General features: G+C 73.4%; 13 protein-coding genes and 1 pseudogene. 5 read left to right on the top strand and 9 right to left on the bottom strand.

Features of this window, described 5'->3' with window-relative positions; genetic code table 11:
* Positions 1-67 precede the first annotated feature (67 nt).
* On the top strand, positions 68-2605 hold the full coding sequence (locus R6Y94_RS02685) for a glycoside hydrolase family 3 N-terminal domain-containing protein (protein ID WP_318394132.1): 2538 nt from the start codon (positions 68-70) through the stop codon (positions 2603-2605).
* A 223-nt stretch (positions 2606-2828) separates the two neighbouring features.
* The gene (locus tag R6Y94_RS02680) at positions 2829-3578 is read left to right on the top strand and encodes a DUF72 domain-containing protein (RefSeq protein WP_318394131.1); all 750 of its coding nucleotides are present in this window, start codon (positions 2829-2831) and stop codon (positions 3576-3578) included.
* A 57-nt stretch (positions 3579-3635) separates the two neighbouring features.
* Here R6Y94_RS02680 and R6Y94_RS02675 read toward each other — a convergent pair whose 3' ends face one another.
* From R6Y94_RS02675 to R6Y94_RS02650, 6 genes are all read right to left on the bottom strand, one after another.
* Positions 3636-4064 (bottom strand): DUF2267 domain-containing protein, encoded by a 429-nt coding sequence (locus tag R6Y94_RS02675; protein ID WP_318394130.1) that lies wholly within the window; start codon positions 4062-4064, stop codon positions 3636-3638.
* A gap of 98 nt (positions 4065-4162) precedes the next feature.
* Entirely contained in the window at positions 4163-5032 is an 870-nt protein-coding gene (locus tag R6Y94_RS02670) for a DUF72 domain-containing protein (protein WP_318394129.1), read from the bottom strand.
* Positions 5033-5129: 97 nt separating this feature from the next.
* On the bottom strand, positions 5130-5528 hold the full coding sequence (locus R6Y94_RS02665; protein ID WP_318394128.1) for a TraR/DksA family transcriptional regulator: 399 nt from the start codon (positions 5526-5528) through the stop codon (positions 5130-5132).
* A gap of 156 nt (positions 5529-5684) precedes the next feature.
* On the bottom strand, positions 5685-6323 hold the full coding sequence (locus R6Y94_RS02660) for a uridine kinase (RefSeq protein WP_318394127.1): 639 nt from the start codon (positions 6321-6323) through the stop codon (positions 5685-5687).
* 135 nt (positions 6324-6458) lie between these two features.
* Complete coding sequence (locus R6Y94_RS02655; RefSeq protein ID WP_318394126.1) at positions 6459-7283, bottom strand: ABC transporter permease subunit; 825 nt, start codon at positions 7281-7283, stop codon at positions 6459-6461.
* Positions 7284-7288: 5 nt separating this feature from the next.
* Positions 7289-8329 carry an ABC transporter ATP-binding protein gene (locus tag R6Y94_RS02650; protein ID WP_318394125.1) on the bottom strand — a complete coding sequence of 347 codons (1041 nt, stop codon included), beginning with the start codon at positions 8327-8329 and terminating at the stop codon, positions 7289-7291.
* Positions 8330-8472: 143 nt separating this feature from the next.
* On the opposite strand from R6Y94_RS02650, the gene R6Y94_RS02645 reads away from it, so the two are divergent.
* Complete coding sequence (locus R6Y94_RS02645) at positions 8473-9897, top strand: histidine kinase (protein ID WP_318394124.1); 1425 nt, start codon at positions 8473-8475, stop codon at positions 9895-9897.
* Between the two features lies 1 nt (position 9898).
* Positions 9899-10555, top strand: a complete 657-nt coding sequence (locus tag R6Y94_RS02640; protein ID WP_318394123.1) for a response regulator transcription factor — start codon at positions 9899-9901, stop codon at positions 10553-10555.
* 40 nt (positions 10556-10595) lie between these two features.
* Here the strand turns inward: R6Y94_RS02640 and R6Y94_RS02635 are convergent, their stop codons facing one another.
* A complete protein-coding gene (locus tag R6Y94_RS02635) occupies positions 10596-11219 on the bottom strand; it encodes a winged helix-turn-helix domain-containing protein (protein WP_318394122.1) in 624 nt (207 codons plus the stop codon).
* 193 nt (positions 11220-11412) lie between these two features.
* Between R6Y94_RS02635 and R6Y94_RS02630 the strand changes: the two genes are divergently transcribed.
* A complete protein-coding gene (locus tag R6Y94_RS02630; RefSeq protein ID WP_318394121.1) occupies positions 11413-12336 on the top strand; it encodes an AEC family transporter in 924 nt (307 codons plus the stop codon).
* 106 nt (positions 12337-12442) lie between these two features.
* On the opposite strand, the gene R6Y94_RS44980 is transcribed toward R6Y94_RS02630, so the two are convergent.
* Positions 12443-13099, bottom strand: coding sequence for a winged helix-turn-helix domain-containing protein (locus tag R6Y94_RS44980; protein ID WP_412102677.1), 657 nt, complete (start codon positions 13097-13099; stop codon positions 12443-12445).
* A 207-nt stretch (positions 13100-13306) separates the two neighbouring features.
* Positions 13307-13570 (bottom strand): annotated as a pseudogene (locus R6Y94_RS02620) (cysteine dioxygenase); the annotation flags it as partial.
* Positions 13571-13675: the final 105 nt, after the last annotated feature.

Raw genomic sequence — 13675 nt, 5'->3', positions numbered from 1 at the left:
GTCCAACCTCACTTCGACGTGCGGGCGGCTCTGGAAGAGGCCAGCAACAAGCGACAGGAGGCTGCCCGTGAGCAGCAACCGCAACGCCGCCGACACCGGTCGGACAACCACCGACGTCGAGCGGCTTGAGGTCACGGGGGTGCACGATGGGCATCCGCACGACGGACAGCTCACCGCTACCGTCGCGGCGGACGCAGCACCCAGCGACAGCCCCGCTCCCGACGCCCTGCCCCGCTGGCAGGATCCGCGGCTGCCCGTCGCACAGCGGGTCGACGACCTGGTCGCCCGACTCTCGCTGGAGGAGAAGACAGCGCAGCTCTACGGCATCTGGGTGGGTGGCGACGCCACCGGTGAGGACCTGGCGCCGCACCAGCACGAGATGGCCAGCGAGGCCCCCGACTGGCGAGGGCTGATCAGCGCCGGCCTGGGCCAGGTCACCCGAGCGTTCGGCACCGCACCCGTCGACCCCGCCCTCGGCGCCCGGGCACTGGCCCGGATGCAGGAGGAGATCGTCGCCGCCAACCGGTTCGGCATCCCGGCGATCGCGCACGAGGAGTGCCTGACCGGCATCATGACCTGGAAGGCGACCGTTTATCCCACCCCGCTGGCCTGGGGCGCGACCTTCGACCCGGAGCTGGTCGAGCGGATGGCCGGGCAGATCGGCTCGGCGATGCGGATGCTCGGCGTGCACCAGGGGTTGGCCCCGGTGCTCGACGTGATCCGCGACCTGCGCTGGGGGCGCTGCGAGGAGTCGATCGGCGAGGACCCCTACCTGGTCGCCACCATCGGCACCGCGTACGTCCGGGGCCTGGAGTCCGCCGGCGTGGTCGCCACTCTGAAGCACCTCGTCGGATACTCGGCCTCCCGGGCGGGCCGCAACCACGGGCCGGTCGGCGCCGGCCCGCGGGAACTGGCCGACGTGCTCCTCCCGCCCTTCGAGATGGCCCTGCGGGACGGCGGCGCCAGATCGGTGATGCACGCCTACAACGAGATCGACGGCGTACCGCCGGCCGCCGACCCGGAACTGCTCACCCGGCTGCTCCGGGACGACTGGGACTTCACCGGCACCGTCGTTTCCGACTACTTCGGGATCAGCTTCCTGCAACGGCTGCACAGCGTCGCGGCCGACCTGGGCGAGGCGGCGGCGCTGGCGCTGGCCGCCGGGGTAGACGTCGAGTTGCCGTCGGCACACTGCTACGGCAGCCCGCTGGTCGACGCGGTCCGGGCCGGCACCGTACCGGAGGCCCTGGTCGACAGGGCGGTGACCCGGGTCCTGCGGCAGAAGTGCGAACTCGGCCTGCTCGACCCCGAGTGGTCGACGGTGCCGCCGGCACTCGCCGCAATCGCCGAACGGAGCAACGGCGACGCGCCGGGCATCGTCGAGGGCTCCGTCGACCTCGACCCACCCGCCAGCCGGGCGCTGGCCCGGGAACTCGCCGAGGAGTCGGTGGTGCTGCTGGCAAACTCCGGGGCGTTGCCGCTACGCCCGGAGAGCCGGATCGCCATGGTCGGGCCACTCGCCGACGACGTCGCCGGGATGCTCGGCTGCTACACCTTCCCCAGCCACGTCGGCAGCCAGCATCCGGAGCTGTCGGACGGGGTCGAGATCCAGACTCTGCTCGCCGCGCTCCGGGCCGAGCTGCCCGAGACTCCGATCAAGTACGCGCCCGGCGGCACCGTCGACGGCCCGGCCGACCTCGACGCCGAGGCGATCAGCGCGGCCGCGGCGGTGGCCGCCGAGTCCGACGTCTGCGTGGCGGTACTCGGCGACCGGGCCGGACTCTTCGGCAGAGGCACCTCCGGCGAGGGCTGCGACACCGACGACCTGCGGCTGCCCGGCGCCCAGGCGGAGCTGCTGGCGGCACTGCTGGACACCGGAACCCCGGTGGTGCTGGTGCTGCTCGCCGGCCGCCCGTACGCACTCGGCGACTCGGTCGACCGGCTCGCCGCGGTGGTGCAGGCGTTCTTCCCCGGCGAGGAGGGCGGGCCGGCGGTGGCGCGGGTGCTCAGCGGAGCGGTCTGCCCGTCCGGCCGGCTGCCGGTCGGTATGCCGCGCAACCCGGGCGGCCAGCCGAACAGCTACCTCAACCCGGTGTTGGGCCAGAAGACCGAGGTCAGCAGCGTCGACCCGACCCCGCTCTTCCCGTTCGGCCACGGCCTGTCGTACACCACGTTCAGCTGGCCGGAGGTGCGGGTGGAGGATGCGGTGCCGGTCGCGGAGCGGCCGGTGCAGGTACCGACCGACGGTGCCGTCACCGTCTCGGTCTCGGTCCGCAACGACGGCGACCGACACGGCACCGAGGTGGTACAGCTCTACCTGCACGATCCGGTGGCCCAGGTGACCCGCCCGGTGGTCCGGCTGATCGGGTACGCCCGGGTGCCGCTGGATCCGGGCCAGACCCGGCAGGTGGATTTCCGGGTGCACGCCGACCTCTCCTCCTTCACCGGCCGACTCGGTCACCGGGTGGTCGAGCCCGGCGACCTGGAACTGCGGCTCTCCGCCTCCAGCGCCGAGCACCGGCACACCGTCCCGGTCCGGCTGACCGGCCCCGAACGGCGGGTGGACCACCGCCGGCAGCTCGTCGCCGAGGTGACGCTGCGCTGAACCCCTTCCACCTCCCCCTGCAGTCCGTGGCCGAGGTGGGAACGCGGGGCGCCCGCGCGCCGCTGCCCAGGTTGACATGGGTTCGCTGACGCCGCCGCCCGCGCCAGGACGACGGGTACCCAGCCGCCCGGCGCCCCGATGGTCGGCGGTCGGGGCGCCGGGCCCACCCGGTCGGCCGGCGGTCGCCCGACGGGTGGCCGGTCGACCGGGCATACTGACCGGGGTGATCCTCGTCGGCACCTCCGGCTGGCAGTACCGCGACTGGCGGGACCGGTTCTATCCGACCGGCCTGCCGCAGCGACGCTGGCTCGAGCACTACGCGGAACGGTTCGGCACGGTAGAGGTGAACAACGCCTTCTACCGGCTGCCCGAACGGGACGTCTTCGCCGGCTGGCGCGCCCGTACCCCGGACGACTTCTGTGTGGCGGTGAAGATGAGCCGCTACCTGACGCACATCAAGCGGCTGCGGGAGCCGGCCGAACCCGTCACCCGGTTCCTCGACCGGGCCACCGCGCTCGGTGACCGGCTCGGTCCGGTGCTGCTGCAACTGCCGCCGAACCTTCCCGCCGACCTCTCCGCGCTGGCCGAGGTGCTGTCCCGGTTTCCGTCCGGCGTACAGGTCACCGTGGAGCCCAGGCATCCGTCCTGGTGGACCGACCAGACCCGGCGGGTGCTGGAGCGGTACGGCGCCGCGCTCTGCTGGGCGGACCGGGGCGGCCGGCCGGTCACGCCGCTGTGGCGTACCGCCGACTTCGGTTACCTGCGGTTGCACGAGGGCCGAGCCGAGCCGCGTCCCCGGTACGGCCGGGCCGCGCTGCGCTCCTGGCTGGACCGGATCGCCGCGGCCTTCCCCGGCGACGAGCCGGTCTTCGTCTTCTTCAACAACGACCCGGGTGGGGCCGCGATCGTCGACGCCGGTGTGCTGGCCGCGCTCGCCCGGCGCCGGGGCGTACCGGTCAGCCGGACGCCGTGAGCGTCCCGACCGACCGGCGGCCGCCCGCCCGGCACCACGGCAGGCGGGAATGCCGGGCTACGGCATGATCTTGACGAGGTCCTTCGGCATGCTCGACTTGACGTCGTCCCACTCGCCGTCGGTGACGTGCCGCCGCAGCGCGTTCAGTACCGTGTTGACCACAGTCGCCGGTCCGCCCTCGACGTCGAACGGGAAGCCGGCGCGTACCTCGTAGAGGAACTCCTCCCGATTCAGCTTGATCGGGACGACGCTCGGGTCCCAGCCGTCGAAGTAGAGCCCGCGCACCAGCAACGGCAACTGGGCCGCGAAGTGCGCGCTCTCCTGCACCGGCAACCGGTCCCGCAGCAGGTGCAGTACGGTCCGCAGCGCCGCGTACGACTGGTTGCGGCGTTCCTTCGGCCACCCGTACGCCTGCTCGATGTCCTTGAGGATGAGGTTGGTCTTGTCTATCGATGTCTCGAAGGCCGAGTACGAATTGTTCGTCACGACTGATCCCCCGTCCCGTCTCGGCTACTGGCCACCCTTGCCATGCTCCCCGGAGGGCGGGTGAGCCCCGCTCACCCGGGGCGGGTGATTCCGGCCGGCTACGCCGACAGGAGGTCGCGGAGCTTCTCGGCGTTCGTCTGGGCGTAATCGCGGTAGCAGTTGTTGAACAAGACGTGCGTCTGCGCGGTGTCGCCGGCCAGTTCGCGCAACTTCGGCGCCCAGTCCGCCAGCTCCCGCTCGGAGTAGTGGTAGCCGAACTTCTGATAGATGTCCTTGCTGGTCCACTTGTCGCTGTGCCCGTGGAACCGGACCACCGCCAGATCGGCGGTCGCGGCCAGCACCGGCGGCACCGACGAACGGTGGCCCTGCGGCATGTCGACCGAGACGTACGCCAGCTCGTGCTTGCGGAGGAACTCCAGCGTCTCCTCCCGGTTGCCGTCGGCGAACCAGGAGGCGTGCCGGAACTCGAAGACCGGCCGCAGCGGGCCGCAGCGTCGCCGCACCTCCAGCAGGTACTGTTTGTTGTCCCGGCGGATGGTGAACCACGGCGGGAACTGGAACAGCAGCGCGCCGAGTTTGCCCGCCTCGGCCAGCGGCTCCAGCGCGGAGAGGAAACGCGTCCACACCTCCTCGTACGCCTGCGCCGGCAGGTCGCCGGGGTAGACGTTCTTCTTCTCCGTCTCCGGCCGCAGGTCCTTGTAGAGCGCGGAGACCCGGGTCGGGTGCCCGGTGAGCAGGCTGAACGCCTTCACGTTGAAGGTGAACCCGGCCGGGGTGCGCTCCACCCACAGCTCGGCGGTGCGCTCGGCCGGCGGCGAATAGTAGGTGGCGTCGACCTCGACCAGCGGAAACCGTTCGGCGTAGTAGCCCAACCGCCGTTCCGGAGTGTCCGCGCCCGCCGGATACCAGCCGGATTCCAGCAGCGTCCGGTCCGTCCAGGAGGCCGTGCCGACCCTGATCTCACCCATGACTCCAGTTCACCCGCCCCGGCCGGGACGGGCAAGCCGGGCGCGGTCGGGGCGGACGAGCCGGGCGCGGCCCACCCCCGTCGTCGGTCGGGTCCGCTCAGGCCGCCCTGCGTTCCCGGGACTGCTTACAGGTGACGCAGGTGGTCGCGGAGGGGAAGATCTCCAGCCGCTCCACCGGGATCGAGTCGCCGCAGCCCTCGCACCAGCCGTACGTCCCCTCGGCCAGCCGGCTGAGCGCGTGCTCGAACTGGGCCCGACGGTCGAGGATGGTCCGCAGCAGCGACTGTGCGGTGTCCCGCTCGGCCGTTTTCGTACCGCTGTCCGCCTGGTCGTCGCCGGCCGTGTCGCCGACCTCCACCAGTCGCAGCACCTGGCTCTGCGCCAACGCCTCGTCGTATTCGACGGTCAGCTCGTCGTAGCGGACCTGCAGGGCACGGCGGATCTGGTCGCTGTCGGCCGCCGAGCGGCGAGTACCGATTGCCTCGTTGACGAGCATGCGCTGCCTGCCTTTCCGTCGAAGGTACGGATCTGCGGTCCTGGACGGTACTGTCCGGGTCGCTCCGTCATGAGCAGCGCGATTACCCCGCCGCCGTCGCCGGCAAACCGCCGATTTCCCGCCCCGCCGTCGGCCCTGGCAGGCCGTGCCGAGCGGTCAGCGGACGCTCTGCGACTCGACCAGCGCCGGATGCCGGGGATCGTCCAGCCGGACCACCACGTCGGCGAAGGACGCCGGCCCGACCTCCTCGGCGTACCGGGCGAACGCCGGCAGGGTCCAGCGCTGCGCCGGCGGCGTACGCCGGGCCAGCGCACCGGGCGAGAGCACCAGGTGGACTGCCAGGTCGAACGGGAGGCCGCCGCCGAGCAGCAGCGGCCCGCTCACCAGTACCACGCCGCCGGGCGGCAGCGTGACGTAGTCCGCCCGGGTGGCCCGGTCGGTCTCGGCGTTCCACAGCGTCGGCAGGATCCGCCCCGAACCGGCCGGGCCGGCGGGGTCGAGCACCTCCCGGCGCAGCCCGGCCTCGTCGAGCCAGCCGAGGTAGTACGCGTCCGGGTTGGTGCGGCCCTGCTCGTAGCGGAGCGACGCCGGCCGGAGGAAGTCCGCCGCGTCGACGCGTACCGCCGGGCGGCTCCGGACCCGCAGCGGGTCGACCAGCGCGTCGCCGAGCCGGCCCGGCTCGGCGGCCGGCGGCCCGTCGACCGCCACCCGCAGCCGGCCGCCGGCGCGCTCGCCGGCCAGCCGGTCGGCCAACTCCTGCACCAGCAGTTCCGGGCTGATCGGGCGGACCCTCATCCGACCATCCTGCCCCGGCCCGGGTCGGCGCCGACCGCCCGGGGCCGTGGTCGCGGCGGATCCGCCGGCGGTCGGGCGGCGGGACCGCCCGGGGACCGTGGTCGCGGCATCCGCCGGCGGTCGGGCGGCGCCCGGTCAGGTGTCGCGACGGCGCAGCACGAGGTAGCCGCCGAGCAGCGAGGCGGCGGTCCAGAGCACGAGGATGCCGATCCCGGTCCACGGTCCGTAGTCCCGGACCCACCGGCCCTCGTCCTGCGGCCCGGCGAGGTGCAGGATCACCCAACTGGTCTGGTCCGGCAGGTACTGGGTGACGGTACGCAGTCCGGGGATGTTGCCGAGGCCCTGCGAGCCGAGGAAGAAGACCGGCAGCAGCACCGCCAGCGCGCGTACCGGGCTGCGCAGCATCGCCGCCACCCCGAGCGCGAAGAGGCAGAGCAGCACGAGGTGCAGGCAGCCACCGATCACGGCGGGCAGCGCGCCGTCGGCGCCGAGCCCGACGCCGTACCGGCCGAGCGCGGCCTGGGCCGCGAAGAAGCCGACCAGCACGGTGGGCACCGCGACCGCGCCGGCCAGTAGTGCGGTGGCGAGCACCTTGCCGGCGTAGCAGCGGCCCCGGCGCGGTACCGCGACCAGGCTGGCCCGGATCGTGCCGGAGCTGTATTCGCTCGCCATCACCAGCACCCCGAACACCACCAGGGCGAGTTGGCCGAGCGTGAGGCCGTAGAAGGCGGGGAAGAGCGGGTCGAAGAAGCCGGCCCGCTGCTCGGGGGACTGCGCACCGAAGCTGAGCCCGGCCAGCAGGCTGATGCCGACGCCGACGACGAAGGTCGGCAGCAGGGTCCAGACCGTCGACCGGACGGTCCGGATCTTCGTCAGCTCGGCCCGCAGCACCGCACCGAGCCCGGGCTGGGCGGCCCGGTCCCGCACCGGCCCGCCGGTCGTCGCGCTGGTTTCCGTCACCGCACTCACCGCTCTCCCCCGTCCGCCCGCTGACCGCCCCGCACCCGCTGACCGCCGTGCACGCCTGAACTCCCGTGCACGCCCGAGCTGCCGTCCGCCCTCCGATCTCCGGCCGCGCCGCCGTCGACGCACGCCGGCGGGTCGTCGCCGGCCCGGTAGTGCACCGCCGTCGCGGTGAGCCGCATGAACGCCTCCTCCAGGGACGCCCGCTGCACGCCGACCTCGTGCACGGTCAGCCGGTTGGCCGCGACCAGCTCCCCGATCCGGGCGGCCTCGCTGTCGTACGCCAGCAGCGTCCCGTCCGGCTCCGCCTCGACCCGGATGCCGGCGGCCGCCAGTACGCCCCGCAGCCGCTCCGGCTCCGGAGTCCGGATCCGTACCGCCGTGCCGGAGTTCGCCTCGACGAACTCGCGCATCCCGGTGTCGGCGAGCAGGCGGCCCTGCCCGATCACCACCAGGTGGTCCGCGGTCAGCGCCATCTCGCTCATCAGGTGGCTGGAGACGAAGACCGTCCGCCCCTCGGCGGCGAGCCCGCGCATCAACTCCCGGATCCACCGGATGCCCTCCGGGTCGAGCCCGTTGACCGGCTCGTCGAAGAGCAGCACCGGCGGGTCGCCGAGCAGCGCGGCGGCGATGCCGAGCCGCTGCACCATGCCGAGCGAGAAGCCGCCGACCCGCCGTTTCGCCACGCTCTGCAGACCGACCAGCGCCAGCACCTCGGTGACCCGGGAGCGCGGGATCCGGTTGCTCTGCGCCAACCAGAGCAGATGGTGGTACGCGCGCCGTCCCGGATGCGCCGACCGGGCCTCCAACAACGCGCCGACCGAGCGCAGCGGTGCGGTCTGCTCCCGGTAGCTCCGGCCGTCGATCAGCACCTGGCCGGCACTCGGGCGGTCGAGGCCGAGCATCATCCGCATCGTCGTCGACTTGCCGGCGCCGTTCGGTCCGAGGAAGCCGGTCACCTGCCCGGGCCGGACGGCGAAGGAGATCCCGTCGACCGCGACGGTTCTGCCGTAGCGCTTGCTGAGATTGCACACGTCGATCACGCCCGCCACGCTAGGCAGCTCCGGCCGCCGGAACAGTCCTCGAAAGTCGTCGACTCCGGCCACCAATGTCGACGGGCCACGCCGGTCGGGTGCGGAGTCGGCGGCCGGTGCCGGCGGGTGACCGACGGACGTAACCTGCTGACATGCGTCGACACCTGCTGCCCGTGGTCGTACTGCTGGCGGAGACCGCGTTGTTGCTGGCCGGAGCCGGGGACGGGGCGTCACCGTGGGGCGTCGCCGGGCACGCGGGGCTGGTGGCGCTGGTCATCGCGGTACGCCACCGGGCCCCGGTCGGCGCGCTGATGGGCGCGCTGCTGCTCGTCGCGCTCTCCGACGGCGGGTACGTGCTGCTGCTCTGGGCCGCCTACCAGGCGGGGCGGGAGTCGCTGGACCGTACCCGGGCCGTCATGCTGGGCGGGGCGCTGACCGGCGCGCTCGCCGTACACCTGGTGAGCGCACCGGCGGATCCCCGGACGATCCCGAACCTGGTCTCCACGTACCTGGTCTTCGCCGCGCTGCCGGTGCTGGTCGGCCGGTACCTGGCCCAGCACGAGCGGCTCGTCTCCACCCTCGACCGGCACAACCGGCAGCTCCGCCGGGAACGGGAGCTGCTCGCCGAGCAGGAGCAGCTCCGGGAGCGGCTGCGGATCGCCCGGGACATGCACGACTCGCTTGGTCACCGGCTCAGCCTGGTCTCGGTGCAGGCCGCCGCGCTGGAGGTGGCGGAGCTGCCGCCGGTGCAGCGGCAGGCGGTGCGGCAGCTCGCCGGGGCCGCGCGCGGCGCCCTGGACGAGCTCTACGAGCTGGTCGGTGCGCTACGCGGCGGGCACGGCACCGATCAGCGGTCGCCGGGCTCGGAGCGGATCGGCCCGCTGGTGGCGGAGTTCCGCGCGGCCGGGACGCCGGTGACCCTGCGCGAGGAGGGAACTCCGCGCCCGCTGCGGAGCGCGGTCGGTCAGGCGGCGTACCGGGTGGTCGAGGAGGGGCTGACCAACGCGCTCAAGCACGCCCCCGGCCAGCCGGTCACGGTACGGCTCCAGTGGGAGCCGGACGCGCTGCTGCTCACCCTGGACAACCCGCTGCCCAACGACCTGAGGACGACGGCCGACCCCGGACCCACCGCCGGCACCGTCGAGGCCGCCGGCATCCGCAAGGCCGCCGGCATCCGCAAGGCCGCCGGCATCCGCAAGGCCGTCGAGCGGGGCGGCATCCGCGAGGCCGTCGAGCGGGGCGGCATCCGCGAGGCCGTCGGTGCCGGCACCGGCAGCGGCGACGCCGAGGGCATCCGGCCGGGGGCCGTCGGGCACGGGCTGGCCGGGTTGCGGGAGCGGGCCGACCAGGCGGGCGGACTCGTGGCGTACCGGATCGTCGAGCCCGGCGATCCCGCCCTCCCGGACGGCGGCGGGCGGAGCTGGCGACTCCTCGCGATGCTGCCGGCCACGGAGTCGGGCGGGGAGAGCGCGGAGCCGGCCGCGCCCGCCGGGATCCGTACCCTGGCCCTGGGGCTCACCACCGCGGCCGTGATGTTCGTGGCGATGCCGGCGAGCATGCTGCTGGGAGTGCGGTGACGTGATCAGGGTGCTGCTCGCCGACGACGAGCCACTGATCAGGGCGGGCATCCGCACGGTGCTGGAGTCGGCCGGCGACATCGAGGTGGTCGCCGAGGCGGCGGACGGCAGGGCGGCGGTCGACGCGGCGCTGCGGCACCGGGCCGACGTGGCGCTGCTGGACATCCGGATGCCGGTGCTGGACGGACTGGACGCGGTCGACGAACTCGGCCGGCGGCTGCCCGGACTCCGGGTGGTGGTGCTGACCTCCTTCGGGGCGAAGCCGAACGTGCTGCGGGCGGTACAGGCCCGGGTGGCCGGGTTCGTGCTGAAGAACTGCACGCCCGAGGAGCTGATCCGTGCGGTACGGGCCGCGAACGACGGAGACGCCTACCTCTCCCCGGCGGTGACCCGGCTGCTGCTCGGCATGGTCGCGCCGGAACCGGCGGGACGCCGGCGGCAGGCGCGGGACCGGCTGGCGGCGCTGACCGCACGCGAGTCGGAGATCCTGCGCCTGGTCGCCGAGGGTCTGTCCAACGCGGAGGTGGGCCGGCGGCTGCGGATGAGCGAGATGACCATCAAGACCTACGTGAGCCGGATCCTGGCGAAACTGGACTGCACGAACCGGGTGCAGGCCGCCCTGTTGGCCCGCGACGCCGGGCCCGCTCCGTGGGAATGACGACTCGCCCGGGGGTGGGCCAGGTGTGACGGTCGCCGGGTCAGGCGTTGCGGTCGATGGTGACCACGGCGTCGTCGGCCAGCCGGTAGCCGACCCCGTAGACGGTGGTGATCAACGGTACGTCGCCGACCTTGCCGCGCAGTCGCCGGATGTGCACGTCGACGGTGCGTACCCCGGTGTGCTCATAGCCCCAGACCGCGGTCAGGAGCTGGAGTCGGGTGAAGACCCGCCGGGGGTGCGCGACCAGGTGCATCAGCAGGTCGAACTCCAGCCGGGTGAGCGGCAGCGGCTCGCCGCCGAGCAGCACGGACCGGGACGCCGCGAGGATGTGCAGCTCGGACGAGCCGATGGCGGTAGCGGTGACCGGCCGGGCCGGGGTGCGCGGCACGGCGGCGTCGGCGCGGCGCTCCGGCTGGCCGGCGGACCCACCGGTGATCGTCGCCTCACCCCGTTCCACCAGCTCACGGGCGGCCTCGAGTAGTCGGCGGGCCGGTGCCGTCAGAACCTCCTCGTTGCCGATCAGCGGGATGGATAGCGTCACCGTCAGCGTCGGCGTCGGCGCGGTCGACCCGGCGGGCCGGCGGGACGCTCCGGGCGGTCGACCGGGGCCGACCGGCTGGGCGCTGTGCCACCCGGTACGCGACGAGGCGGGGCTGACCGACATGGTCCTCCTTGGCTGCAACGGGTGTTCCCCCACGGCCCGAACCGCCGCTGCCTCGATGCTTCCGGCCACCGAGGCAAGGGTCAAGGGGACACGACGATGCATGAATGTGACAATCGACAAACTCACCGGAATCACTTGCTCGCTCTTAGTACCAGATCATGTCACGCCCCGCACGCCCGGCAGGATGGTCAACATGCGGGGTGTGGTGACGGGGTTCGCGGTGATCTGGTCGGTCACCCTGGTCGGCTACCTCGTCGGCCGGTACGACCTGCTCGGCCCGCACGGCACCGTGGTGATCGCCCGGCTGGTCTTCCTGATCGCCACCCCCGCACTGCTCTTCGGCACCCTGGCCCGCTCCACAGTGGCCAATCTGTTCACCCCGGCACTGGCCGCCTTCGTGCTGAGCACCCTGATCGTGGCAGCGGCCTACCTGCTCGTCGCGCGCTTCGGCTGGCGCCGCCCGGCGGGCGAGTCGACCGTCGGGGCGATGTCCGCGTCGTACGTCAACGCGGCCAACCTCGGGCTGCCGGTCGCCGCGTACGTGCTGGGCGACGTCTCCTTCGTCGCCCCGGTCCTGATCTTCCAGGTGCTGGTGGCGGCGCCCCTGGCACTCGGGGTACTGGACGCCACCACCACCGACCGGGGCCTGTCGGTACGCCGGCTGGCGCTACTGCCGGCCCGTAACCCGATCATGCTGGGTTCGGCCGGCGGGTTGCTGGTCTCGGTCTCCGGCTGGCAGCCACCGGCCGAGCTGCTGCGCCCGTTCGACCTGGTCGGTTCGGCCGCCGTCCCGCTGGCCCTGATCGCGCTCGGCATGTCGCTGCCCGGCAGTCGCCCGCTGGCGGTCGGCCCCGGCGCCGCGCAGCGGTACGTCGCGGTGACCCTCAAGATCGTCGTACAACCCGTGGTGGCGTACCTGATCGCGCGGTACGCGCTGGGCCTGACCGGGCCGGCCCTGCTGGCCGCCGTGGTCACCTCGGCCCTGCCGACCGCGCAGAACGTCTTCGTCTTCGCCACCCACTACCGGCAGGCCCAGTCGCACGCCCGGGACGTCGTGGTGCTCTCCACCATCGCCGCCGCCGTCTCGCTCGCCGCCATCGCCGCCCTGCTCGGCTGAGCGCAGCCGCCCCGACCGCCGGACCGGACCCGGCCTGACCGCCGGACTGCCGGACCGGAGCCGGCGCTTCCGGACTCCACCGACCCCTGGCCCCGCACCCCGTCGGTCAGGCGCCGTCGTCGATCCGTACCGGGGCGTCGTCGGCGAGCCGGTAGCCGACCCCGTGCACGGTGGTGACCAGCGGAACCGACCGGGCCACCTTGGCCCGCAGCCGGCGTACGTGCACGTCGACGGTGCGGGCGACCGCGTGCTCGTACCCCCAGACATTGCTGAGCAACTGCAACCGGGTGAACACCCGGCGGGGGTTGCGGGCGAGGAAGACCAGCAGGTCGAACTCCAGCCGGGCGAACGGGACGGGTCGCCCGCCCTGGAGTACCACCCGGGGGCCGGTGAGCACCCGCAGCGCCCCCGCACCGGCGCCACCCGGACCGGTCGCCGACCCGGCGACGTCGGGCAGCACCGAGGTGGCACCGTCGGCCAGCAGCGGATCCGGCAGGTCGGGCAGCACCGAGCCCGGGTCGGTGGCGGCATGGCCCGGCAGGGGGGTCTCGGTCGCCACGTCGGCGCCCTGGTCGCGCAGTTCCCGGACCAGTCCCAGCAGCAGGGCCAGCTCCGGGGTGACCCGCCCGCCGACCAGCGGAAGGTCGACGGTGACCCGGATGACCGGTGCGGTCTCGGCGGCCGGCGACCGGCGACGGGCCGAGGTGGCCCGGCGCGGTCCGGCCGGCGACGGCGTACGCGGGTGGATGGCGACGACCGACATGGGAACTCCTTCGTGGGACGTTGGTCCGGTCCACCCGCGTGCGGTGGCGCGCGGGGTCAGGTGAGCGCCCGCCCGGGGGATGACCGGCGGGACGAAATCGGATTGGGCGTAGGCGTCGGTCGCGGGTTGGGCGTAGAGGTCGGTCGGCCCGAAGGCGGGTAACCCGAGCCCCCGCTGGCGGGGGTGGAGCCGGCCGCGCGCCACGGTCTCCTCGACCAGCGTTCCGGCGGCGACCAGGAAGGCACCGGCGGACCCGCCGTGATCGTGCAGGTCCGTGTGCTGGCCGGGCAGCCAGGTGAGCAGCCACACCTCGTGGTCGGTGGCGCTGGCCAGTCGGTGGTACCAGCGCTCGACCGGATCGAAGCGCAGCGGCACCGGCCAGCCGGCCGGGCTGGCCGCGTCCGCCGCGTACCGGCGGGCGACGGCCAGCGGGTCCGGCCCGGTCAACGGCTTCGAAGAAATGGAGATCATTTTCGGTCCTCAGGGCAGGCGTCCGACTACCGGCGAGGGTAGCCCATAAAACCTATCTGCTTAGTAGGTTTTTCCACAAGCCCCGATCGGCACCCGGAGTGGCCC

Source organism: Plantactinospora sp. KLBMP9567, from assembly GCF_033446045.1.
Taxonomy (GTDB): domain Bacteria; phylum Actinomycetota; class Actinomycetes; order Mycobacteriales; family Micromonosporaceae; genus Plantactinospora.
Note: the sequence above shows the minus strand (reverse complement) of the source record. Positions and strands in the feature narration are given on the sequence as shown.

Excerpts from the sequence above, each read along its gene's own strand:
- R6Y94_RS02670 (WP_318394129.1), bottom strand. The coding sequence starts at position 5,032 with ATGGGTGAGATCAGGGTCGGCACGGCCTCCTGGACGGACCGGACGCTG.
- R6Y94_RS02665 (WP_318394128.1), bottom strand. The coding sequence starts at position 5,528 with ATGCTCGTCAACGAGGCAATCGGTACTCGCCGCTCGGCGGCCGACAGC.
- R6Y94_RS02660 (WP_318394127.1), bottom strand. The coding sequence starts at position 6,323 with ATGAGGGTCCGCCCGATCAGCCCGGAACTGCTGGTGCAGGAGTTGGCC.
- R6Y94_RS02645 (WP_318394124.1), top strand. The coding sequence starts at position 8,473 with ATGCGTCGACACCTGCTGCCCGTGGTCGTACTGCTGGCGGAGACCGCG.
- R6Y94_RS02635 (WP_318394122.1), bottom strand. The coding sequence starts at position 11,219 with ATGTCGGTCAGCCCCGCCTCGTCGCGTACCGGGTGGCACAGCGCCCAG.
- R6Y94_RS02630 (WP_318394121.1), top strand. The coding sequence starts at position 11,413 with ATGCGGGGTGTGGTGACGGGGTTCGCGGTGATCTGGTCGGTCACCCTG.
- R6Y94_RS44980 (WP_412102677.1), bottom strand. The coding sequence starts at position 13,099 with ATGTCGGTCGTCGCCATCCACCCGCGTACGCCGTCGCCGGCCGGACCG.